The organism is Pseudomonas sp. Irchel 3H7, assembly GCF_900187605.1.
Classification (GTDB): domain Bacteria; phylum Pseudomonadota; class Gammaproteobacteria; order Pseudomonadales; family Pseudomonadaceae; genus Aquipseudomonas.
Genome location: NZ_FYEA01000010.1, coordinates 25674 through 47861, shown reverse-complemented (window position 1 = coordinate 47861; position 22188 = coordinate 25674). Strand labels below are relative to the sequence as shown.

Genomic DNA, 22188 nt, shown 5'->3' with positions numbered 1-22188 from the left:
ATTCTAGCCTGGAATGCTGAGGCTTCGGGTTATCGCCATACGGCCTTCTTTGTAGCAGGGGGACGTCCAAAACTAAAATTTTGCTGAGCATCTGTCCATCAACCCATTACGCATGGCCCAGGGCAATCGCGAACGACACGACGATCATGCAGGCAAACGCAAAATTGAGATTCATGAGGTGTTCATCCTGAGCCTTTTAGAAGTGCGGCCATTCTGAACAGGTTGAAAGCAAAGAAAAAATTCGCCTTGTCGATTCCAATGATCGAAACGATTGATACCCGGTCGGTTTGTGTTTACTTGGGGCTTTCGCTAGTCTTGCGAAACCTGCAATTACAAGCATAAACAGGCATAACCATGCACGATCATTCCGCAGCCGAACTGCCCTCTCTGCGCCGGCAGAAAATCCTTTTGCTCCTCGAACGTGACGGCAAGGTTATGGCCTCCGAGCTGAGTCAGCACTTTGCGGTGTCCGAAGACACCATCCGCCGCGACCTCGCCGAACTGGACAATGCCGGGCTGGTGCAACGCGTACACGGCGGGGCGTTGCCGCGTCCGAAAGACTCCGGCAAGGACTACTTCACGCGGCTGGACGAGACGGATGAGGTGAAAATCCGCCTGGCGCAACGGGCCGCGCAGGAAATTGAAGACGGGCAGATTGTGCTGTTCGATTCCGGCTCGACCACGCTACAAGTGGCGCGCTCGTTGCGTGCAGATATCAGCATCACGGCGGTGACCGCTTCACCGATGACGGCGATTGCCCTGTCTGAATTCAAGGCTGTGAAAGTGATTCTCGCTGGCGGCCAGTTGAACCCGCGGACGATGGCGGCGGGTGGGCATGAGGCGCTACGGCTGCTGGCCGGGATCAGGGCGGATCTGGCGATTACCGGGGTTTGTGCGATTCATCCGGAAGTGGGGATCACTTCGCTGCATTTCGATGAAGTGCCGGTGAAGCAGGCGATGCTCGATGGCGCCGCGCGGGTGATTGCGGTGACCACGGCGGACAAGCTCGGGGCGGTGGAGCCGTTTGTGGTGGCGCCGTGTTCGCGCCTGCATACGCTGATTACCGAGCGGCATGTGGCGTCGGGGAGTGTCGAGGATTATCGGCGGTTGGGGATTGTGGTGGAGCAGTTGCCGGATTGAGGTTTTGGGGTGGGGCTGATGGCCTCATCGCTGGCAAGCCAGCTCCCACAGGTTTTTGCGGTGTACATGAAATTTGGGTACGCCACGGACACTGTGGGAGCTGGCTTGCCAGCGATGGGGTCAGCAGGATCAACACAGGCTTAGCGAAGTCGCTCAAGCATCTGGTAATACCACATCCCCGCCGCCAACAACGGGTTACCGAGCAAATCCCCCATCGGCACACGAATGTGCTGGCACTGGGCAAACGTATCGAACTGCTCCATCTGCCCGGTGATCGCCCGGCCCATGATTTCGCCCATGATGTGCGTGGTCGCGATGCCGTGCCCCGAGTAGCCCTGGCAATACCAGACGTTGTCCGAGAGCTTGCCCAGTTGCGGGATGCGGTTGATCACGATGCCCATTGCGCAGCTCCACTGGTAATCGATCTGCACGCCTTTGAGCGCCGGGAAGGTTTGCTCGATGCACGGGCGCAGTTCGGCGGCGATGTCCCGTGAGTCCTTGCCGCTGTAGTTGGCGCCGCCACCGAACAGCAAGCGGCCGTCGGCGGTGAGGCGGTAGTAGTCGAGGACGAAGCGGCAGTCGTACACCGCGAGGTCTTCGGGGTTGATCTGTTTCGCCAGATCGCCGAGCGGTGCGGTGGTGACGATGCCGCCCATGGCCGGGAAAATCTTGCCCTTGAGCTGTCCCGGTTCGAGCTTGTGATAGACGTCGCCCGCGAGCATTACTTGATTAGCGTCGATCTGCCCGTGAGCCGTGCGCACACCGGGTGTAGCGCCGTGAATAATCTCCAGCACTTCGCTGTTTTCGAAGATCAGCGCCCCGAGACTTTCCGCCGCCCGCGCTTCACCGATGCACAGGTTGAGCGGGTGCAGATGCATGTTGCGGGTATTCTTGATTGCGCCGTGGTAGAGGTCGCTTTGCAGCAGATCACGCACCTGACTGCGGTCGAGCAGGCTGACTTCATCGCCTAATCCGCGCCGTACGGCTTCTTCATGATCCTTACGCAAATCAGTCATGTGGCTGGGCTTGTACGCGGCGTGCAAGTGGCCGTGTTTGAGGTCGCATTGAATGCCGTATTTCTCGACGCGTTGCTGGATGATTTCATGTCCGCGCCAGCGCAGGTGCCAGATGAAATCATCGACTTCATTGCCGAGTTTCGCGCGCATCTGTTTGCGCATCGCGCCGTCGCCGGAAAGGCTGCCGGTGACTTGTCCGCCATTGCGCCCGGTGGCGCCCCAGCCGATCTTGTGGCTTTCGACGATGGCGACTTTCAGGCCTTTTTCAGCGAGTTCGACGGCGGTGGCGACGCCGGTAAAGCCGCCGCCGATGATCACCACGTCAACCTTGTGCCGGCCTTGCAGGGTCGGGTAGTCGGTGTCTTGGTTAAGGGTGGCGGTGTAGTAGGAATTGCAGCGTTCGGTCATGTCAGTGTCCACACAAATTCTTCGGTTGTACGCGGTCCCTGTAGGCCTTCGCCTGCTCGCGATAGCGGTGTGTCATTCACCTATGATGTGACTGACATGGCCTCATCGCGAGCAGGCTCACTCCTACAAGGGATAGTGGTGAATATTCAGGCGTCGGTGAGATACCAACGCCAATCCTGCTCACCCACTTCGGCCATGAACTGCCGATACTCGGCACGCTTCACCGCCAGATACACCCCGAGAAATTCCTGCCCCAACGCATCCCGCGCCCACACTGAATTTTCCAGCGCCTGCAGCGACGTCAGCCAATCCGTCGGCAGCAATTCCTTCGCCTGCGCATAACCATTGCCCTCGACCGGCGCACCCGGATCAAGGTCTTCACGAATGCCACGATGAATCCCGGCAAGGATCGCCGCCGCTGCCAGATACGGGTTGGCGTCGGCGCCGCAGATGCGGTGTTCGATGTGCCGGGTGTTGGCCGGGCCACCGGGCACGCGCAGGCTGACAGTACGATTGTCGACGCCCCAGGTCGGCGCCAGCGGCGCGTAGCTGTTGGCCTGAAAGCGTCGATACGAGTTGGCGTTAGGGCAGAACAGCAGCAGCGAATCGAGCAATGACGCGAGCATGCCGCCAATCGCCGTGCGCAGCAGCGGCGTGCCGGCCGGGTCTTCCGAGGCAAACAGATTGTGTCCCGCGCCATCGGCCAGACTGACATGCATGTGCATGCCGGTGCCGGCCAGATCATCGAACGGCTTGGCCATGAAGGTCGCCTGCATGCCGTGCTTGTGGGCGATGGCTTTGACCAGACGTTTGTAGCGCACCGCCTGATCCATCGCCTCCAGCGCGTCGCCATGTTCGAGGGTGATTTCGACCTGACCCGGCGCGTATTCGGAGATCGCCGTGCGCGCCGGAATGCCGTGCAGTTTGCAGGCGCTGTAGAGGTCGGCGAGGAACGGTTCGATCTGCTCCAGCTCGCGCAAACCATAAACCTGGGTGTGTCGCGGTCGACCACCGTCAGCGTCCAGTGCCGGTTGCGGACGGCCGTTGTGATCGCGTTTGGCATCGAGCAAGTAGAACTCCAGCTCGCAGGCCATCACCGGGTGATAACCCTCGGCCTTGAGCCCGTCGATGACCTTGATCAGCAAGTGTCGTGGGTCGGCGATGCTCGAAGGCATGCCCTCGGTCGGGTGCATGCTGACCTGCACGGCGGCGGTCGGAATCTGCCGCCATGGCAGGCGCACCAGACTGCCTTCCAGCGGATAGGCGCGGCAGTCGATATCGCCGACGTCCCAGACCAGGCCGGAGTTCTCGACGTCTTCACCCTGCACGGTCAGACCGAGGATGGTGCTTGGTAGCGGTCGACCGCTTTGGTACACGGCGAGCAGTTCTTCGCGGTGCAACAGCTTGCCGCGTGGCACGCCGTTGGCGTCGAGAATGAACAACTCGATCATGTCGATATCGGGGTTCTGGTCAAGGAACAGGCGTGCGTCTTCGATGGCTGCGAATTTCATAATCAATCACTCACGATGGCGCCGCACAGGCGCGCAGATTCGGGCCGGACACGACGCGGCAAAAAGGCGTAGGTGTCCTGGCAGGGATATCAAGAAGCAGGGGGCTGTCGCGGTTCTTTAACGGACGCGATCAGATAGACCGGGCGATATCCGGCGGGCGTGCGGAGTGACGCAGCTTGGAACGGCGCAGGGCCATGGGGAGATTGACGATACGATTCATACGCCGCCCTTGTGAGAGAGGGCGCGCAGGGTAGAGACGTTCAACGATTCTGGTTGTTGTAGTGACGTACTCATAACGCGTGTTTCCGTTGGCGGAAAACGTCGGTGGCGGGGGATGCCCGCCGACCGGTGTGCCCGGATAGTAAGGGGGAATTCGCGGGCGTGTAAACGGGAGATTCGCAGGCCAGGGTTCAGCGCATCAGTTCAAAGCCCAGCCCGGCGAGGGCGCAAACGATCAACACACTGATCACACCGCGTTTGAAAACGAACAAGGCCAATGCCGCCGCAACGGCCAGCGCCACTGAAAAAACATCTGTCGCCCCGTTAAAGCCATTCGGCCAGAACACGTGATAAGCGAAGAAACACGCCAGATTCACAATCACCCCGACCACGGCGGCGGTGATTGCCGTCAGCGGCGCGGTGAACTTCAGTTCGTTGTGCGTCGATTCCACCAACGGCCCGCCGGCGAGGATGAACAGAAACGAGGGCAGGAAGGTGAACCAGGTCACCAGCGTTGCTGCCAGTGCGCCGGCGGCAAAGGCATGTTCGGGGCCGAACGCCGGTTGCACGTAGGCACCGACGAAACCGACAAACGCCGCCACCATGATCAGCGGGCCGGGGGTGGTTTCGCCGAGGGCGAGGCCGTCGATCATCTGTGTCGGCGTCAACCAGCCGTAATGCCCGACGGCACCCTGATAAACGTAAGGCAGCACCGCGTAGGCGCCGCCAAACGTGAGCAGGGCGGCTTTGGTGAAGAACCAGGCCATTTGCGTGAACGTGCCGTCCCAGCCGAATAATGCGGTCAACAACGCCATCGGTAAACACCAGAGCACTGCGCCGATCAAAGCCAGACGCAGCAGCTTCGGCAGGCTGAAACGGGCATGTTCGGGGGCCGGCGTATCGTCATCGATCAACGCCGGGCCGAAGGATTTCTCGCTGTTGCGCGCACCTGCGTTGCTGAACCGCTGCGGCGCGAACCGTCCGCCCAGATAGCCGATCAACGCAGCCCCGAGGACGATCAAGGGGAAGGGCAGATTGAAGGCGAAAATTGCCACGAACGACGCCCCGGCAATCGCCCACAGCCAGGCATTCTTCAATGCACGCGAGCCGATGCGATGTGCGGCGTGCAACACAATCGCGGTGATTGCCGGTTTGATCCCGTAAAACACCCCGGCCACCGCCGGCACGTCACCGAAAGCGACGTACAGCCACGACAAGCCAATCAGAATGAACAGCGACGGCAGCACAAACAGCGCACCGGCGATGACACCGCCCCAGGTGCGATGCAGCAGCCAGCCGATGTAAGTCGCCAGTTGCTGAGCCTCGGGGCCGGGCAGCAACATGCAGTAGTTGAGTGCGTGCAGAAAACGCTTTTCGGAGATCCAGCGCCGACGTTCGACCAACTCCTGATGCATGATCGCGATCTGCCCGGCCGGCCCGCCGAAACCGATGCAGCCGAGTTTCAGCCAGAAGCGCCAGGCCTGGCGCAGGGTGACGGGATCGGGGCGGGGCAGGTTGTTCGGCGCTGTGCTCAAGCGAGACTCCGGAGTTGAATCCTGGCGGAGTGGCTATCTAATCAGACTTTTAACCCTCACCCCAGCCCTCTCCCAGAGGGAGAGGGGGCCGACCGAGGTGTCTGGCGTTATCCATCGACCTGAAAAATCGAGTCGATTATGGATTCAGAGCCAATCTTTCAAGTCGGTGAATCTCTGCAATATCCCCCAATCAGTCCCCTCTCCCTTGGGGCGGTCCGACGTTTCGGGAGGGCTAGGGTGAGGGGCTTTTGCTTTTCAGGCATGCGCCAGGCTCCAGCGCAACGCCGCATCCCTATCGCTCTCACGGCCCTCGACCCAGTGAGAACCCTCAGGCGTAGTCTCGCGCTTCCAGAACGGCGCACGGGTCTTGAGCACGTCCATGATGAACGCGCACGCCTCGAACGCCATATGCCGATGCTTGCTGCTGACCCCGACAAACACAATCGGCTCACTCACCGACAACGCACCGACCCGATGCACAATCTCCACACCCAACAGCGGCCAGCGCTCGCGGGCCTCTTCGGCGATCTGTTCGAGGGCTTTTTCGGTCATGCCTGGATAGTGCTCCAGAAACAATTCATTCACGCTCTGACCAACATTCAGATCACGCACATAACCAACGAAATTCACCACCGCGCCGACCCGTGGATTGCGCGCGTGCAGATCAGCCGTCAACTGGCCGACGTCGAAGCTTTTGTGCTGGACGCGAATAGCCATCGATCAACCTCCGGTCACTGGCGGGAAAAACGCGATTTCATCGAAATCCTCAATCACCTGACTCGGCTGACACAACTCCTGATTCACCGCGCACATCAGGTTGCCGGCGCCGAGCACTTCACGCCACAGATCGCCGCGCTGCATGAGCATTTGCCGCACGTCTTCCACGCAGCCCAGCGTGTCAGTCAGCGGAATTTTTTCACCGCCCAGATTGAGCCGGTCACGGTAGCTGGCGAAGTAGTTGATCAGGATCATTGCGCGTCCTCCCATTGAAAGTGTCCCGAGCGACCGCCCTGTTTGCTGAGCAGGCGGATATCGCCGATAACCATGGCCCGGTCCACCGCTTTGCACATGTCGTAAATGGTCAACGCGGCAACGCTGGCGGCGGTCAACGCTTCGAGTTCGACGCCGGTCTGGCCGGTGAGGCGGCAGGTGCTGGTGATCTGCACGCGGTCCGGTTCGCAGGCCGTGAGTTCGACGTGAATCGAACTGAGCAGCAGCGCATGACACAGCGGGATCAGCTCGTGGGTACGTTTGGCGGCCTGGATGCCGGCGATCCGCGCCACCGCGAAGACATCGCCTTTCGGGTGACCGTTGGCCTGGATCATTTGCAGGGTTTGCGGGCGCATCTGCACCCAGGCTTGCGCGCTGGCTTCGCGGCGGGTCGCGGCTTTGTCGCTGACGTCGACCATGTTGGCGCGGCCCTGATCGTCAAGGTGGGTGAGGGTGTGGCTCATGCGGAAAACTCCTGGATCGGGCTGTAAATTCGCGGGGCGTTGCGGTGCGGTACATGGATCAGATTGAGTCGGTGTTTGAGTGCCCAGCGCACGGTCAACGCGGTAGGCGCGGACAGACTGACGAGGGTGCCGAGGCGGGCGCGCACGGCTTTGTGAATCAGTTCGAGGCTGCAACGGCTGGTGACCACGACGAAACCTTCAGCGGCGTCGATGGCATCGAGTTGCATCGCGCCGATCAGCTTGTCGAGGGCGTTGTGGCGGCCAATGTCTTCGCGGCACAACAGCGCTTCACCGTCGGCGTCGAAGTACAGCGCGGCATGCAAGGCACCGCTGCTGCGCGCCAGTTGTTGAGCGGCTTCGATGCGTTGGCGGATGCCGTCGAAATGTTCGGCCGGCGGCAGTGCTGACGGTTGCAGAATCTGCAGTTGCGGCAACGCCTGCTCAAGCGCTTCGACGCCGCAGATGCCGCAGCCACTGGTGCCGGTCATTTGCCGACGATGATCCTTGAGGGCCCAGAACGCCCGGCTGGAAATCTGCACATCGGCCTGACAGGCCTGATCGAAATGCGTGAGGCGGATGTCGTAGATCTCGTCGACGCTGTCGATGATCGCGTTGCTCAGGCTGAAGCCACGGATGAAGTCTTCGAGGTTACCGGGCGAGACCATCATCACCGCTTGGCTCAGGCCGTTGTAGGTGATGGCGAGGGCGATTTCCGAAGCCAGCGCGGCGTGGGAGATGGCTGCGGCGGGCAGGTATTCGCGAAACGCCACTTGCGCCGGTTGTGGCGCGGGGGCGTTGGGTTCGCTGGTGGATTCTGTGAGGGTTTCGACGTGGCAGAGCATCTGAAAAGTCCCGAAGCGCTGAAGAGTGTTCAGGCTACGGGGGCGTTAAAAGTGCGTCCAATCGCTTGTTCCGATGTGGTGATTGCTTTGGTCGATCAACCAGGATTTGTCTTGGCTGGTCAGGCCCCATCGCTGGCTTGCCGGCGATGAGGCCGGGACATTCACCCTTGCTTATTCGGCAGAAACCTCAACCCCAAACAACTTCCGCGCCTCGGCAAAACACTTCTCGGCAATCGCCGAACGCGGCTCGGTCTTGCGCATCACCAGGCCTAGCGGCGCCAGCACGCTGGCATCCGGCAACTGCATGAACGACAGGTGCTCGATCGGCTCCTCAAGCCCGCTGTCCAGCGGCATGATCGCGCAGCAGAAGCCTTGGTGAATCGCCTGCAACAGCTGATAGGTCGAGTCGCTTTCCATGATCGGCTGCGGGCTGAGCCCACGGCTGCGGAAGCTCAAGTCGATGGATTTACGGTAATGCATGCCGGCGGTGATCATCCCCAGCGGTAACTCGGCGGCGTCTTCCCAGCTCATTTCCGAGCCTTCGAAATGGAAGTGGCGGTTGTCGTAGAGCAGGCCGACGCGGGTCTCGCCGATTTCGAAAAATTCGAAATAGTTCGGGTTGACGTGGTCCAGATAGCAGACGCCCAGATCAAGCTGATTGTTGCCCAGCCCGGCGATGATCTCGTCGGAACTGAGCGATGACAGGCTGAACTTCAACTCCGGATACGTCCCCGACAAACCCTGAATGTAATTGACCGGGTTGAAGCTGCTCAGCGGCACCAGACCCAGACGCAAGCTACCCACCAGTTGCCCGCGACACGCCGCCGCTTCGGCGAACAAACCGTCATGCGCGGCGAGCAAGGTGCGCGCCCAGGCCAGCACGCGTTCGCCGGCCTGAGTGAACCCTTCAAAGCGCTGGCCACGGTTGACCAGCACCAGATCCAGCTCATCTTCGAGATTACGCAGGCGCATCGACAACGTCGGTTGGGTGATGTGGCAGCGTGCGGCGGCCTGGCCGAAGTGGCGGGTTTCGTCCAGCGCGATCAGGAACTTGAGTTGTTTGATGTCCACGATGGCACCTGCTCGATGGGGATTTTTTGATTGAGTATTGACGCGGATGCGCGAGACGCACGAAACGCGCAGGGTGCGACGATCTCACTTGAACAGTTGTTCGTCCAATCGGAAGTATTTAAGGCACTATCGATCAGCTCTATCAGGCCCGGTTTTACTGGCCCTGAACAACGTGAAAGGCACCGATAGAGCCGGTCGATAATGTGGTTGGCCAGAGTGATTAGACAGTACTCATAAGTGGCACTTAGGCTGCTCGGCAATGTTGATTGACTGCTGCCGGAGAACTGCCATGAGTGCCAAAGCCGATGCCCTGTTTGTCCCCCTGAATATTGCCGTGCTGACGGTCAGCGATACGCGCGATTACGCCAGCGATACCTCGGGCCAGTTGCTGGTCAGTCGGTTGCTGGAAGCCGGTCATACGTTGAGCGAGCGCAACTTGCTCAAGGACGATCTGTACAAGATCCGCGCTCAGGTAGCGAACTGGATTGCCGACGAAGGTATTCAAGTGGTGCTGATCACCGGCGGCACGGGTTTCACTGGTCGCGACAGCACGCCGGAAGCGGTGGCCTGCTTGTTTGATAAGCAGATTGACGGCTTCGGCGAACTGTTCCGGGCGATTTCGATTCTGGATATCGGTACATCCACCGTGCAAAGCCGCGCGCTGGCCGGGCTGTCGAACGGCACGCTGGTGTGCTGCCTGCCGGGCTCGACCGGCGCTTGCCGCACGGCGTGGGAAGGCATTCTTGCCGAGCAGCTGGACAACCGTCATCGCCCATGCAACTTCGTCCCGCACCTGAAAGCCGTGCAAGCCTGCGGGTCACGCGGATGAGCAAAGCACCGTTGATGCCGGTCGAGGACGCCCTCGACCAATTGCTGTGCATGGCCAATGAGCAACGTCTGGCCGACAGCGAACTGTTGGCGCTCGACGATGCGCGTGGGCGGGTGCTGGCCAGTGATCTGGTGGCGACCCTCGACTTGCCGCCGTGGCCGAACAGTGCCATGGACGGTTACGCGCTCAATCTCGCCGATCTGCACCGACAGCCGCTGAAGGTCTCACAGAAGGTTTACGCCGGGCTGGCACCGGACACGTTGCTGCCCGGCACCTGCGCACGGATTTTTACCGGCGCGCCGCTGCCGCCCGGCGCCACCTGCGTCGAAATGCAGGAGAACGTCGAAGTGCTGGAGGACGGCCGCGTGCGCTTCTTGCAGCCGCTGAAGGCGGGGCAGAACATCCGCGCGCAAGGTCAGGAAAATCGCGTCGGCGACATCCTGCTGCGCGCCGGCAAGCGCCTTGGGCCGTTCGAACTGGCAGTCGCCGCCGGACAAGGGCTGGCGCAACTGCACGTGGTGCGTCGCCCGCGTGTGGCGCTGCTGTCGACCGGTGATGAACTGGTCGAACCGGGTCAGCCGTTGCGCCCCGGCAGCATCTACAACAGCAACCGCGTATTGCTCGGCCACTGGTTGCGGGAATTGGGCTGCGAGGTGATCGACGCCGGCATCCTCCCGGATCGCCCGGCGCAGACGCGGCTCAAACTTGAGCAACTGCAAGTAAGCGTTGATCTGATTCTGACTACGGGCGGCGTGTCAGCCGGGGATGCCGATTGCCTCGGGCAAGTGCTGCGCGACAGCGGCAAACCGCTGTTGTGGAAACTGGCGATCAAGCCTGGCAAACCGTTGACGGTCGGGCATTTTGGCACGGTGCCGGTGATTGGTTTACCGGGCAATCCGACCTCGGCGCTGGTGACGTTTGGCTTGTTGGCGCGGCCGTATTTGCTGCGTATTCAGGGTGTGGAAGATGTCATGCCGCTGAGTTTTACGGTCAATGCAGGTTTCGACTGGCACAAGGCTGGCGGCCGCCGTGAATACCTGCGGGTGAGGCTGGAGGCGGGGCGTGCGGTGCTCTATCCCAATCAAAGCTCCGGCGTCCTGCTTGGCGCGACCTGGGCCGATGGCCTGGTGGAAATCCCCGAGAACAGCACGCACAACCTCGGCGACCCGCTGCGCTTTATCCCGTTCAACGAACTCTTCTGACCTCACCACCAATCAAACTGTGGGGGCATCAATATCCGCGGTGTACACAGAACGTGTGGGAGCTGGCTTGCCAGCGATGGCGGCATGTCAGTTGGCATTGACGTTGGCTGATACGGCCTCATCGCTGGCAAGCCAGTTCCCACAATGATTTGTGGTGATGCTTGATGTTGAGGATGTACACAGAACCTGTGGGAGCTGGCTTGCCAGCGATGGCGGCAGGTCAGTTGGCATTGATGTTGGCTGACACAGCCTCATCGCTGGCAAGCCAGCTCCCACAATGATTTGTGGTGATGCTTGATGTTGAGGATGTACACAGAACGTGTGGGAGCTGGCTTGCCAGCGATGGCGGCAGGTCAGTTGGCATTGACGTTGGCTGACACTGCCTCATCGCTGGCAAGCCAGCTCCCACAATGATTTGTGGTGATGCTTGATGTTGAGGATGTACACAGAACCTGTGGGAGCTGGCTTGCCAGCGATGGCGGCAGGTCAGTCACATTGACGTTGGCTGACACGGCCTCATCGCTGGCAAGCCAGCTCCCACAATGATTTGTGGTGATGCTTGATGTTGAGGATGTACACAGAACGTGTGGGAGCTGGCTTGCCAGCGATGGCGGCAGGTCAGTTGGCATTGACGTTGGCTGACACGGCCTCATCGTTGGCAAGCCAGCTCCCACAGGGTTTTGAGGTGTACGGATCAGCTCAGCACATAATCCACTGGCTTCAGCGCCGGCGGCACTTCGGCGCCCAGTTCGGCGAGGATGTCGCGCTCGATGGTGCGTACCAGCGCATCAGTCGGCAGGTCGTTTTCGTCGCGGCCAAACGGGTCTTCCAGTTCATCGGCAATCGCATCGAGGCCAAAGAACGTGTAGCTGACGATCGCCGTGAACAGCGGTGTCAGCCAGCCCAGCGGTTCGGCCATGGCGAACGGCAGCAGGATGCAGAACAGATAAATCGTTCGGTGCAGCAACAGCGTGTAAGGAAACGGCAGCGGCGTGGTCTTGATCCGTTCGCACACGGCTTGCGCCTGGGTCAGGCTGGTCAGGTGATTGGCCAGCAACATGTAGCGCCACTCAGTCAGCTCACCGTTCTGGTGCAGATCGGAACACTGCTGGCCAACCGTCTGCAAAATGCGGCCGCTGTAATCCGGCGTCTGCGGATCAGGTTTCGGCATGATCCATTGGCTGCTCGCATCCGCTTCGCTTTCTTTACGCAACCGCGCGTTCAACGCATGGGCAAAACCACAAAGATTGAGCAACAACGGCTTGCGCTCAGCCGATTCACGGATCACATGGGTTTCACGAATCACCGAGCGAATGTGCACGATCACTTCGCCCCAGGCTTTACGCGCCTCATACCAGCGGTCATAACAGGCGTTGTTGCGAAAATTCATGAAGATCGACAGCGACAAACCGAGCAAGGTAAACGGCGTGGCATTGACCTTGGTGAAGTTGCTCGGATGGAGGATTTCCACCAGCACGATGGCCGAAGCCAGCAGAGTGACCATCAACGTGCGCAGGGCAATGCGCTTGGCGATCGAACCCTTAAGGGTGAAGAGGATGGCGAACTGGTTGACCTTGGGTCTGATGATCATGCTGTGCGGTTCCGATAACCGATGAAACTGGCGGGATCAGCCGCCGGTCATGTTCATGAAGCGCACAACCTGAACATCGTCGTTCACTTCGAAATTATGTCGATACGGCTTGAGCTTCATCGCCTCGACAATGGCTTTCTCCAGCCGCTGCGGTTGGCCCGGGTGGGCGCGCAGCAGCGCTTTCAGATCCACCGAATGCTCGTTACCCAGACACAGTAGCAGGCGCCCTTCGACGGTGAGGCGTACGCGGTTGCAGGTGCCGCAAAAGTTGTGGCTGTGCGGTGAGATAAAACCCAGACGAATCTCCGGCGCTTCGGCCAGCCGCCAGTAGCGCGACGGGCCTTGCGTCGACTCGGCCGAGTCGATCAGGGTATAGCGTTCGGCAATCTTTTCCCGCACCTGGGCGCTGGAGAAAAACGACTCGGCGCGACTGTGTTCACTGATGATCCCCAGCGGCATCTCTTCGATGAAAGAGACGTCGAGCTGACGGTCAATGGCGAAGCTGACCAGATCGTTGATCTCCTGATCGTTACGGCCCTGCATCACCACGACATTGAGTTTAGTGCGGGTGAAACCGGCCTTGCGCGCAGCATCGATGCCGTTGATCACCTGCGCCAGATCGCCGGTGCGGGTCATCTGTTTGAAGCGCTGCGGATCAAGACTGTCGAGGCTGATGTTCAGGCGTTTGACCCCGGCGTCGAACAGCGGCGCGGCGAGTTTGCCCAGTTGCGAGCCGTTGGTGGTCATGCACAGTTCGCGCAGGCCGGGCAGGGCGGCGATCTGCTCGCAGAGCTTGACCACGCCCGGGCGGATCAACGGCTCGCCACCGGTCAGGCGAATCTTGCGCGTCCCCAGCGCCACAAAGCTCTGCGCCAGTTGATAGATTTCCTCCAGCGTCAGCACTTGTTGCCGTGGCAGGAACTGCATGTCTTCGGCCATGCAATAGACGCAGCGGAAGTCGCAGCGGTCGGTCACCGACATGCGCAGATAGTCGACGCGGCGGTTGTAACCATCGATCAAGACACGCTCTGACATGACAGCCTCGCAGGAATGAAAACCCCGGTTGAAGGAGTTTGGTCAGCGCAGGTTATGGCTAACTTTAAGTGCCGTCCAATCACTGTTAATGAACAGCTGATTGATGCCGTCGATGATGAATTATTTTGCGCAAAAAGTTGCTTCGTTAGTTTCGCAAAGCCCCGTAAATAAAGGGTTTTAATCCGTGATAGATGCTTTCGATAAGTCGGTCATTAATAGCGATTAGACAATGTTTTGTAACGGTTCATATCCTTGCCCCGGCAAACCCAACGACCCCTTTTCAACCTTGAAAGTCGGCCGTCGCTGTTTAACCGAATCAGGTTCATGCCTGTGTGCATCGTCATGGAGAGTCCCATGTCACAAGTCGACCGTTACAAACCCTACAAAGGCGCCGCTGCCGGTTGGGGCGCTGTCATCAGCCTGACCAAAAGCTGGCTGGGCAGCGAAAACGCCCTGAAAAACATCCGTGCCATGCTCAAGACCAACCAGAACGGCGGCTTCGACTGCCCGGGTTGTGCCTGGGGTGAAGCGCCCGGCGCGAGCATGTTGAAGTTCTGCGAAAACGGCGCGAAAGCGGTGAACTGGGAAGCGACCGGGCGTTTGGTCGACCCGGCGTTCTTCAACAAGTACACGGTGTCGAGCCTGGCCGAGCAGAGCGACTACTGGCTGGAATATCAGGGTCGTCTGACCCACCCGATGCGCTACGACGCGCGGGTCGACCGCTACGTGGAAATCAGCTGGGAAGATGCTTTTGCGCTGATCGCTGATCATCTGAAAAACCTCAAATCGCCGCACGAGGCCGAGTTCTACACCTCCGGCCGTGCGAGCAATGAAGCGGCGTTTCTCTATCAATTGTTCGTCCGCGCCTTCGGCACCAACAACTTCCCCGACTGCTCGAACATGTGCCACGAAGCCAGTGCGGTGAGCATGATCGAGACCCTCGGTGTCGGCAAAGGCACCGTGGTCTACGAGGATCTGCATCACGCCGATGCGATTTTCGTTATCGGCCAGAACCCCGGCACCAACCACCCGCGCATGCTCGAACCGTTGCGTGAAGCGGTGAAGCGCGGCGCCCAAGTGGTCTGCATCAACCCATTGAAAGAGCGTGGCCTGGAGCGTTTCCAGAACCCGCAAAACCCGATCGAAATGCTCAGCAACGGCTGGGAAGCGACCAACACCGCGTACTTCCGTCCGGCCCTTGGCGGCGACATGGCGATGATTCGCGGCATGGTCAAATTCCTTCTGCAGTGGGAGCGCGAAGCGCAGGCAACGGGCGGCGAGCCGGTGTTCGATCGTGCGTTCATTGCCGAGCACACCACAGGGCTCGACAGCTATCTGGCTGAAGTCGAGGCGACAAGTTGGGAGCACATTCTCGAGCAGTCCGGCGTGCCGTTGCATGACATCGAACTGGCCGCGCGCATGTATGGCCGCGCCAAAAGCGTGATCATGTGCTGGGCCATGGGCCTGACCCAACACGTGCATTCAGTGGCAACCCTGCAGGAAGTCATCAACCTGCAACTGCTGCGCGGCAACGTCGGCCGTCCGGGCGCGGGGCTGTCGCCGGTTCGCGGCCACAGTAACGTGCAGGGCGACCGCACCATGGGCATCAACGAACTGGCGCCGAAGGACTTGCTGGACGCGCTGCAAAAACGCTTCAACTTCGACGTGCCGCGCATGCACGGCCACAACACGGTGATGGCGATCGGCGCCATGGAACGTGGCGAAGCCAAGGTGTTTATCGGTCTGGGCGGCAACTTCGCCCAAGCCACGCCGGACACCCCGCGCACCCACGCGGCCATGCGCAAACTCGACCTGACCGTGCATATCGCGACCAAGCTCAACCGCAGCCATTTGGTCACCGGTCGCGACGCGCTGATCCTGCCATGCCTCGGGCGTACCGACATCGATATCCAGGCTGAAGGCCCGCAAGGCGTGACCGTCGAAGACACGTTCAGCATGGTGCATTTGTCGTTCGGTCAATTGAAACCGAAGTCGGCGCAGTTGAAATCCGAGCCGGCGATCATTGCTGGGATCGCCGCCGCGACGTTGGGCAAGCACCCGATCGATTGGGAGTGGGTGGTGGGCGACTACGGGCGCATCCGCAACCTGATTGCCGACGTGATTCCGGGCTTCGAAAACTTCAATGAAAAGCTGCTGATTCCGGGTGGCTTCCACCTCGGTAACGACGCTTCGGATCGGGTCTGGAACACCGCCAGCGGCAAGGCTCAATTCACCCCGTGCGTGCTGCCCGAGCACTTGATCAGCGAGGGCGTGCGCAACCTGCCGGTCAAGCCGCATCTGATTCTGCAAACCATGCGTTCCCACGATCAGTACAACACCACGCTGTATGGCCTCGATGACCGTTATCGCGGTGTTTACGGCATGCGCGATGTGATCTTCGCCAACGAGCAGGACATCCAGCGCCTGGGCTTTGAACCGGGGCAGAAGGTTGATCTGGTGGCGCTGTGGGATGACGAGCGCGAGCGTCGGGTCAGCGGTTTCACCCTGATTGCCTACGACATTCCGCCAGGGCAGGCAGCGGCGTATTACCCGGAGACTAACCCGCTGGTACCGCTGGAAAGCTACGGCGACCGCACGTATACGCCGACCTCCAAGTTCGTCGCGATCCGCCTCGAAGCCGCGAAGGTCAGCAACCTGATCCCGTCGTCGCTGGCGTAACCCGCGACTCATAAAAACCATAGCAATTTGACTGGCTGCAGGCGTTCGCGTCTGGCGGTGGCCCGGATTCGTGCTGCCGCTTTTCAGCCTGGATGAGGACATCATCATGTTCAATCTGGAGGCACTGGACCTGGCGCGAATTCAATTCGCGTTCACGGTTTCGTTCCACATTATTTTCCCGGCGATCACCATTGGCCTGGCGAGTTTCCTCGCGGTACTCGAAGGCCTGTGGCTGAAAACCCGTAATGACACGTACCGTGATCTCTACCATTTCTGGTCGAAGATTTTCGCGGTCAATTTTGGCATGGGCGTGGTTTCGGGACTGGTCATGGCGTACCAGTTCGGCACCAACTGGAGCGGCTTCTCGGATTTTGCCGGGAGCATCACCGGGCCGTTGCTGACCTATGAAGTGCTGACTGCGTTCTTCCTTGAGGCCGGTTTCCTCGGGGTGATGCTGTTCGGCTGGAACCGTGTCGGCCGTGGCTTGCACTTCTTTGCCACGGTAATGGTCGCCATCGGTACGTTGATTTCGACGTTCTGGATTCTTGCGTCCAACAGCTGGATGCAGACGCCGCAAGGCTTTGAAATCGTCGACGGTCGGGTGATGCCGCTGGACTGGCTGGCGATCGTGTTCAACCCGTCGTTCCCGTTCCGGCTGGCGCACATGGCGATTGCCGCGTTTGTCGCCACGTCGTTCTTCGTCGGTGCCTCGGCTGCCTGGCATTTGCTGCGCGGCAATAACACGGCGCCGGTGCGCAAGATGTTTTCCATGGCGTTGTGGATGGCGTTGATCGTTGCGCCGATCCAGGCAGTGGTCGGTGACGCCCATGGCTTGAACACGCTGGAACATCAACCGGCAAAAATCGCCGCCATCGAAGGTCACTGGGAAAACGCCGACAACGGCCCGACGCCGCTGGTGCTGTTCGGCATCCCTGATATGCAGGCGGAGAAGACCAAGTATGCGCTGGAGATTCCCTATCTCGGCAGCCTGATCCTCACCCACAGCCTCGATAAGCAGATCCCGGCGCTGAAGAGCTTTCCGAAAGAAGACCGGCCGAATTCGACCGTGATTTTCTGGAGCTTCCGCGTCATGGCCGGGTTGGGGATGTTGATGATCCTCGTTGGTTTGCTGGGGTTGGCGCTGCGCCGGGGCGGCAAGCTTTATCAGCATCGCGGCTTCCAGCGACTGGTGTTGTTGATGGGGCCGAGCGGGCTGATTGCGCTGCTGGCCGGTTGGATTACCACGGAAGTCGGGCGTCAGCCGTGGGTGGTTTATGGCTTGTTGCGCACTCACGACGCGGCATCGCATCACTCGGTGGCGCAGATGAGCACGTCGCTGGCGCTGTTCGTGGTGATCTATTTCACCGTGTTCAGCGTGGGCATCGGCTACATGATGAAACTGGTGAAAAAAGGCCCGCAGCCGCACCACGAACATCCGCCTGCGGGCGATGAGTTGCAGGCGCCGCGTCGACCGATTTCGGCGGCTACCGCCCCTATGAAGGAGCATTGAGTCATGGGTATTCAAGGTATCGATCTCTCGTTGATCTGGGGAGTGATCATCGCCTTCGGGGTGATGATGTACGTGATCATGGACGGCTTCGATCTGGGCCTGGGGATCCTGTTTCCGCTGATCCCGGATGAGCAGGAACGCGATGTGATGATGAACACCGTCGCGCCGGTGTGGGACGGTAACGAGACGTGGCTGGTGCTCGGTGGCGCGGCGTTGTATGGCGCGTTTCCGCTGGCGTACGGGGTGATTCTCGAGGCGTTGTATCTGCCGCTGATCCTGATGCTCTGCGGGCTGATTTTCCGTGGCGTGGCGTTTGAGTTTCGCTTCAAGTCTTCGCCGCAAAAACGTCATTGGTGGGACAAGGCGTTTATCGGTGGCTCGCTGTTGGCGACGTTCTCCCAGGGTGTGGTGATTGGCGCGTACGTGTCCGGGATTCCGGTAGTCGATCGGCAGTTTGCCGGCGGCGGTCTGGACTGGTTGGCACCGTTTCCGCTGGTGTGTGGCGTGGGGCTGGTGATCGCGTATGCGTTGCTCGGCAGTACGTGGTTGCTGGTCAAGACCGAAGGCATGCTGGAGTCGCGGATGCGTCTGTTCACCCGGCCGCTGGCCTTGCTGTTGATGGCGATGGTGCTGGTGATCGGCGTGTGGACCCTGCAACTGCATCCGGAGCTGGCGACACGTTGGTCGACACACGGGCATCTGCAGGTGTTTGCCGGATTGGTGGTGTTGGCGTTGCTGGCGCTGTTCGGGCTGCTGCGTACGTTGCGTCAGCGCCATACGCACTGGCCATTCGTGTTTACGCTGGTGCTGATGTTGCTCGGTTACATCGGCCTGGCGCTGAGTATCTGGCCGAACATCATCCCACCGTCGGTGAGCATCTGGGCCGCCGCGTCACCGCCGTCGAGCCAATTGTTTGCACTGATTGGTGCACTGTTCATCCTGCCGGTGATCCTGATGTATACCTTCTGGAGCTACTACGTATTCCGCGGCAAAGTGAGGATTGGCGATGGCTACCATTGATTCGCGCGAAGTGAAGAACAGCCGCTGGTACAAGCGTCTGGGCTGGCTGTTGTTGATCTGGCTGGGCAGCGTGGTGTCGCTGGCGGTGGTCGCCAGTGTGCTGAAACTGGCGATGTATGCAGCGGGGATGAGGACCCACTGAGCCTGAAAAACCGCAGCCAGGCTGCGGTTTTTTATTGCCTCAATCTTCCGAGCGACTGCTGACCCTGTGGGAGCTGGCTTGCCAGCGATAGCGGTGGGTCAGTCGACATCAATGTTGAAGGGGCGGGCCTCATCGCTGGCAAGCCAGCTCCCACAGGGTTTTGTGTTGTTCAGGGATGATGAGCATTACACCGATCATTGTGGGAGCGAGCCTGCTCGCGAAGGCGTCAGGTCAGACAATGTTGATGTTGAATGTAAGGGCCTCTTCGCGAGCAGGCTCGCTCCCACATTGGATCTCGGTTTGGCCGAAGATCTACTGATCAACTCAAGCCCCTGTGGGGGCGGTGTGTTTGAGATTTGAGTTACTGGGCGCCGAACATCGCGGTCCAGTAGATCCCGGCACTGCTTTTCGGGTCGGTCGCGTAGGCGGCGCCGAGTTCCTGGTATTGCGGGTTCATCAGGTTGGCGCAGTGGCCGGGACTGGCGAGCCAGCCTTCGACGACTTTGTGCACGGTGTCTTGTCCGGCGGCGATGTTTTCGCCGACCTGTTGGCCGCTGTAGCCGGCGAGTTCGGCGCGATCGCCGGGAGTACGGCCGTCGCGGTCCTTGTGGTCGAAGTAGTTGTTGTTGGCCATGTCGCGGCTGTGATCCTGGGCGATCGTGCCCAGCGTCGCGTTCCACGCCAGCGGTGCGGCAGCGGCGAACGCCTGACCACCACACTGACGCGCCTGACTACGGGCGACATTGAGTTCACTGAGCAACTTCTGTCCCTCACTTTGCGCGTCACCGAGCTTGGCCGACAGCAGCGGCCGCGCCAGCACGATGCGCCAGTCACGGTCATCGCGGCTGACACCGACATCGACGAACTGCGGATCGAGCACCACCTGGCAGAAACTTTCCTGAATTGCCTTCATCGCCGACGCCGCATCACGCGGGCCGTTGAGCGTGATCGCCTGCACATTGACCATCGGGTAACTGGCGCTGGCCATGGCTTGCTGCAGATCGACGGCACCGGTAGCGCGTAATCTCAGCCGTGGATCAGCTGACAGCGGTGGCAGTTCATTCGACGCCTGACTGCCGCAACGCTGCGGCTGGCTGCGGTAGCTGTTGATCGACTCGATCAGTTGCGATTCATCGCCAGCCATGGCCGGAATGGCAAACATAACGCTCACGGACAAAACGGCAAGACGCAAAACGGATGGCATGAAGCGCATGGAAATCTCCCTGGAGCTGAATGCGCCCATGATGCGCGAAAGGCCCCCGGGGAGTGCAATGTCTTTTTTCTTCATTCAGCGGTTTTTCTGCGCAACTTTGCCGATGGATTTGCCGTCTACACTCACCGAAGGCCCCGGAAACCGGGTGTCTCCCCGACGTAACACCTTGCCCGACTCGGGCGCTGCCGGAAGAACAGACATGGGATTGAAAGGCTGGGCGGGTTGTCTCGTATTCACCCTGTTGGCAGGCTCTGCTTGGGCCACCGATCAGGCCCCGATCAAAGCGAAGGCTGAAGAAAAAGCCCAAGTGCTGGAAGAGAAAGCGGCGGACAAAGTCAGCGCCGCACCGGCACCGAAAGCCGAAGCCATTACCCCCACCGAAGTGCAGGCAGTGGACCCGGTCGGCGCCGCGCCGCTGGATGATCCGATCACTTGCCTGGCGCGCAGTATCTATTGGGAAGCCAAAGGCAAAGACACGCCGGAAATGGAGGCCGTGGCCAGTGTGGTGATGAATCGCCTCGGCCACGAAGGTTTCCCCGATACGGTATGCGCTGTCGTCAAACAAGGCTCGGAAACCAAGAGCTGCCAGTTTTCCTGGTGGTGCGACGGGCGTCCGGATCAGGTCAAGGAAGATGCCGAATACACACTGGCCAAGGACATCGCCCGCAAAGCGCTGAACCGCCAACTCAAGGATCGCACCAACGGCGCGCTGTATTTCCACGACCGCAACGTGCATCCGAGCTGGGCCAAGGAGTACCGCAAGACTGCCGAAACGAAAAAATTCCTCTTCTACAAACCAGCGGGTGACGACGCGCGTTAAGCGCAGACCTGCCGCACACAATCGCGCAACCAGCGATGCGCCGGGTCGGCGTCCATGCGCGGGTGCCAGAGCATCGACACGCTGATGTCCGGCATCGCGAAGGGCAGGGCGAAACTGTGCAGGCCCGTGCGCAGTTTGCTCGTATGACGTTGTGGAACGGTGGCAATCAGGTCTGATTCCCGCACCAGCGTCAGCGCTGCCGAGAAGCCACCGAACGAGGTGACGATGTCCCGCGTCAGTCCGAACGCGAGCAGTGCTTCGTCGACCGGGCCGCTGCTGCGCCCACGTCGGGAGATAAGAATGTGCTGGCCACCGGCAAAGCGCTTGCTGGTTATTTTTCCCGCGCTCAACGGATGCCCCTCACGCACTACACCGATCCACTGATCTTGAAACAGGATGCGGCTGTGCAGCGTCGGGTCGGTGCTGTCGTCGACCACGCCGGTTTCCAGATCGACACGGCCTTCGCGCAACGGCGTGCTGTCCTTGTCGGCTTTCTGCACAAAACGCAGGCGCACGCCGGGTGCTTCTTCGGCGATCCGCGCGAGCAGAGCGGCGGCAAAGGTTTCAACAAAACCGTCGGTGTTGCGCAGGGTGAAGGTGCGTTGCAAGCGGCCGGGGTCGAGCACTTCGGCAGGTCGTAAAACCGCCTCGGCGTCTTGCACCAGATGGCTGACTCGTTCGCGTAATTCCAATGCGCGGGGTGTTGGCACCAAGCCACGACCCGCTCGCACCAGCAACGGATCTCCGGTGGTTTCGCGCAGACGGGCAAGGGCGCGGCTCATGGCCGACGGGCTCAACCGCAAGCATTGGGCGGCGCGGGCGACGCTGCCTTCACGCAGTAACACGTCGAGGGTAATCAGCAGGTTCAGATCCGGGGCGCTCATGACATGGCGTTCCATGCAGGTATTGAGTGCAAAGCATGCGTCTTGCGCCGTGTGTTGTCGAGGCTCA

General features: G+C 60.3%; 20 protein-coding genes. 8 read left to right on the top strand and 12 right to left on the bottom strand.

Annotated elements, in window-relative coordinates; all coding sequences use genetic code 11:
• Positions 1-354 precede the first annotated feature (354 nt).
• Positions 355-1140: a DeoR/GlpR family DNA-binding transcription regulator gene (locus CKW38_RS19360; protein ID WP_095113584.1), complete on the top strand. Its 786-nt coding sequence runs from the start codon at positions 355-357 to the stop codon at positions 1138-1140.
• A 140-nt stretch (positions 1141-1280) separates the two neighbouring features.
• On the opposite strand, the gene CKW38_RS19355 is transcribed toward CKW38_RS19360, so the two are convergent.
• The 8 genes from CKW38_RS19355 to CKW38_RS19320 form a co-directional block, all read right to left on the bottom strand.
• Positions 1281-2564 carry an FAD-binding oxidoreductase gene (locus CKW38_RS19355; RefSeq protein WP_095113583.1) on the bottom strand — a complete coding sequence of 428 codons (1284 nt, stop codon included), beginning with the start codon at positions 2562-2564 and terminating at the stop codon, positions 1281-1283.
• A 146-nt stretch (positions 2565-2710) separates the two neighbouring features.
• Positions 2711-4075, bottom strand: a complete 1365-nt coding sequence (locus CKW38_RS19350; protein WP_095113582.1) for a glutamine synthetase family protein — start codon at positions 4073-4075, stop codon at positions 2711-2713.
• A gap of 410 nt (positions 4076-4485) precedes the next feature.
• Entirely contained in the window at positions 4486-5829 is a 1344-nt protein-coding gene (gene chrA / locus CKW38_RS19345) for a chromate efflux transporter (RefSeq protein WP_095113581.1), read from the bottom strand.
• 255 nt (positions 5830-6084) lie between these two features.
• Entirely contained in the window at positions 6085-6546 is a 462-nt protein-coding gene (moaE, locus tag CKW38_RS19340) for a molybdopterin synthase catalytic subunit MoaE (protein WP_095113580.1), read from the bottom strand.
• A gap of 3 nt (positions 6547-6549) precedes the next feature.
• Complete coding sequence (locus tag CKW38_RS19335) at positions 6550-6801, bottom strand: MoaD/ThiS family protein (RefSeq protein WP_007918946.1); 252 nt, start codon at positions 6799-6801, stop codon at positions 6550-6552.
• Entirely contained in the window at positions 6798-7283 is a 486-nt protein-coding gene (moaC, locus tag CKW38_RS19330) for a cyclic pyranopterin monophosphate synthase MoaC (protein ID WP_007918944.1), read from the bottom strand. Before moaC ends, CKW38_RS19335 begins: the two co-directional genes overlap by 4 nt.
• Positions 7280-8125 (bottom strand): formate dehydrogenase accessory sulfurtransferase FdhD, encoded by an 846-nt coding sequence (gene fdhD / locus CKW38_RS19325; RefSeq protein ID WP_095113579.1) that lies wholly within the window; start codon positions 8123-8125, stop codon positions 7280-7282. The genes moaC and fdhD overlap by 4 nt, the downstream gene beginning before the upstream one ends.
• 171 nt (positions 8126-8296) lie before the next feature.
• The gene (locus CKW38_RS19320) at positions 8297-9196 is read right to left on the bottom strand and encodes a LysR family transcriptional regulator (protein WP_007918939.1); all 900 of its coding nucleotides are present in this window, start codon (positions 9194-9196) and stop codon (positions 8297-8299) included.
• 289 nt (positions 9197-9485) lie between these two features.
• Here CKW38_RS19320 and moaB point away from each other — a divergent pair, with 289 nt between their 5' ends.
• Together moaB and glp are read left to right on the top strand one after the other, a co-directional pair.
• The gene (gene moaB, locus CKW38_RS19315) at positions 9486-10025 is read left to right on the top strand and encodes a molybdenum cofactor biosynthesis protein B (protein ID WP_007918937.1); all 540 of its coding nucleotides are present in this window, start codon (positions 9486-9488) and stop codon (positions 10023-10025) included.
• Entirely contained in the window at positions 10022-11227 is a 1206-nt protein-coding gene (gene glp, locus CKW38_RS19310; RefSeq protein WP_007918936.1) for a gephyrin-like molybdotransferase Glp, read from the top strand. Before moaB ends, glp begins: the two co-directional genes overlap by 4 nt.
• Positions 11228-11921: 694 nt before the next feature.
• Here the strand turns inward: glp and CKW38_RS19305 are convergent.
• Both CKW38_RS19305 and moaA read right to left on the bottom strand, forming a co-directional pair.
• Positions 11922-12818 carry a bestrophin family protein gene (locus CKW38_RS19305; RefSeq protein WP_095113578.1) on the bottom strand — a complete coding sequence of 299 codons (897 nt, stop codon included), beginning with the start codon at positions 12816-12818 and terminating at the stop codon, positions 11922-11924.
• Between the two features lie 36 nt (positions 12819-12854).
• A complete protein-coding gene (gene moaA, locus CKW38_RS19300; RefSeq protein WP_007918429.1) occupies positions 12855-13853 on the bottom strand; it encodes a GTP 3',8-cyclase MoaA in 999 nt (332 codons plus the stop codon).
• Positions 13854-14207: 354 nt separating this feature from the next.
• Between moaA and CKW38_RS19295 the strand changes: the two genes are divergently transcribed.
• From CKW38_RS19295 to CKW38_RS19280, 4 genes are all read left to right on the top strand, one after another.
• Complete coding sequence (locus tag CKW38_RS19295; RefSeq protein WP_095113577.1) at positions 14208-16532, top strand: FdhF/YdeP family oxidoreductase; 2325 nt, start codon at positions 14208-14210, stop codon at positions 16530-16532.
• Positions 16533-16638: 106 nt separating this feature from the next.
• Positions 16639-18042 carry a cytochrome ubiquinol oxidase subunit I gene (locus CKW38_RS19290; protein WP_095113729.1) on the top strand — a complete coding sequence of 468 codons (1404 nt, stop codon included), beginning with the start codon at positions 16639-16641 and terminating at the stop codon, positions 18040-18042.
• 3 nt (positions 18043-18045) lie between these two features.
• Complete coding sequence (gene cydB / locus CKW38_RS19285; RefSeq protein WP_007918423.1) at positions 18046-19062, top strand: cytochrome d ubiquinol oxidase subunit II; 1017 nt, start codon at positions 18046-18048, stop codon at positions 19060-19062.
• The gene (locus CKW38_RS19280) at positions 19049-19204 is read left to right on the top strand and encodes a DUF2474 family protein (RefSeq protein WP_007918422.1); all 156 of its coding nucleotides are present in this window, start codon (positions 19049-19051) and stop codon (positions 19202-19204) included. The genes cydB and CKW38_RS19280 overlap by 14 nt, the downstream gene beginning before the upstream one ends.
• Positions 19205-19565: 361 nt before the next feature.
• On the opposite strand, the gene CKW38_RS19270 is transcribed toward CKW38_RS19280, so the two are convergent.
• Complete coding sequence (locus tag CKW38_RS19270) at positions 19566-20417, bottom strand: CAP domain-containing protein (protein WP_095113575.1); 852 nt, start codon at positions 20415-20417, stop codon at positions 19566-19568.
• Positions 20418-20616: 199 nt separating this feature from the next.
• On the opposite strand from CKW38_RS19270, the gene CKW38_RS19265 reads away from it, so the two are divergent.
• Entirely contained in the window at positions 20617-21237 is a 621-nt protein-coding gene (locus CKW38_RS19265; RefSeq protein WP_095113574.1) for a cell wall hydrolase, read from the top strand.
• Here the strand turns inward: CKW38_RS19265 and CKW38_RS19260 are convergent.
• Entirely contained in the window at positions 21234-22121 is an 888-nt protein-coding gene (locus CKW38_RS19260) for a LysR family transcriptional regulator (RefSeq protein WP_095113573.1), read from the bottom strand. The two genes, CKW38_RS19265 and CKW38_RS19260, sit on opposite strands and share 4 nt — an antisense overlap.
• Positions 22122-22188 lie beyond the last annotated feature (67 nt).

Coding starts and splice junctions, on each gene's coding strand:
- fdhD (WP_095113579.1), bottom strand. CDS start 8,125: ATGCTCTGCCACGTCGAAACCCTCACAGAATCCACCAGCGAACCCAAC.
- CKW38_RS19355 (WP_095113583.1), bottom strand. CDS start 2,564: ATGACCGAACGCTGCAATTCCTACTACACCGCCACCCTTAACCAAGAC.
- moaE (WP_095113580.1), bottom strand. CDS start 6,546: ATGGCTATTCGCGTCCAGCACAAAAGCTTCGACGTCGGCCAGTTGACG.
- CKW38_RS19260 (WP_095113573.1), bottom strand. CDS start 22,121: ATGAGCGCCCCGGATCTGAACCTGCTGATTACCCTCGACGTGTTACTG.
- moaA (WP_007918429.1), bottom strand. CDS start 13,853: ATGTCAGAGCGTGTCTTGATCGATGGTTACAACCGCCGCGTCGACTAT.
- CKW38_RS19305 (WP_095113578.1), bottom strand. CDS start 12,818: ATGATCATCAGACCCAAGGTCAACCAGTTCGCCATCCTCTTCACCCTT.
- CKW38_RS19335 (WP_007918946.1), bottom strand. CDS start 6,801: ATGATCCTGATCAACTACTTCGCCAGCTACCGTGACCGGCTCAATCTG.
- CKW38_RS19265 (WP_095113574.1), top strand. CDS start 20,617: ATGGGATTGAAAGGCTGGGCGGGTTGTCTCGTATTCACCCTGTTGGCA.
- CKW38_RS19280 (WP_007918422.1), top strand. CDS start 19,049: ATGGCTACCATTGATTCGCGCGAAGTGAAGAACAGCCGCTGGTACAAG.
- CKW38_RS19295 (WP_095113577.1), top strand. CDS start 14,208: ATGTCACAAGTCGACCGTTACAAACCCTACAAAGGCGCCGCTGCCGGT.
- moaC (WP_007918944.1), bottom strand. CDS start 7,283: ATGAGCCACACCCTCACCCACCTTGACGATCAGGGCCGCGCCAACATG.
- moaB (WP_007918937.1), top strand. CDS start 9,486: ATGAGTGCCAAAGCCGATGCCCTGTTTGTCCCCCTGAATATTGCCGTG.
- CKW38_RS19270 (WP_095113575.1), bottom strand. CDS start 20,417: ATGCGCTTCATGCCATCCGTTTTGCGTCTTGCCGTTTTGTCCGTGAGC.
- cydB (WP_007918423.1), top strand. CDS start 18,046: ATGGGTATTCAAGGTATCGATCTCTCGTTGATCTGGGGAGTGATCATC.
- glp (WP_007918936.1), top strand. CDS start 10,022: ATGAGCAAAGCACCGTTGATGCCGGTCGAGGACGCCCTCGACCAATTG.
- CKW38_RS19350 (WP_095113582.1), bottom strand. CDS start 4,075: ATGAAATTCGCAGCCATCGAAGACGCACGCCTGTTCCTTGACCAGAAC.
- CKW38_RS19360 (WP_095113584.1), top strand. CDS start 355: ATGCACGATCATTCCGCAGCCGAACTGCCCTCTCTGCGCCGGCAGAAA.
- CKW38_RS19290 (WP_095113729.1), top strand. CDS start 16,639: ATGTTCAATCTGGAGGCACTGGACCTGGCGCGAATTCAATTCGCGTTC.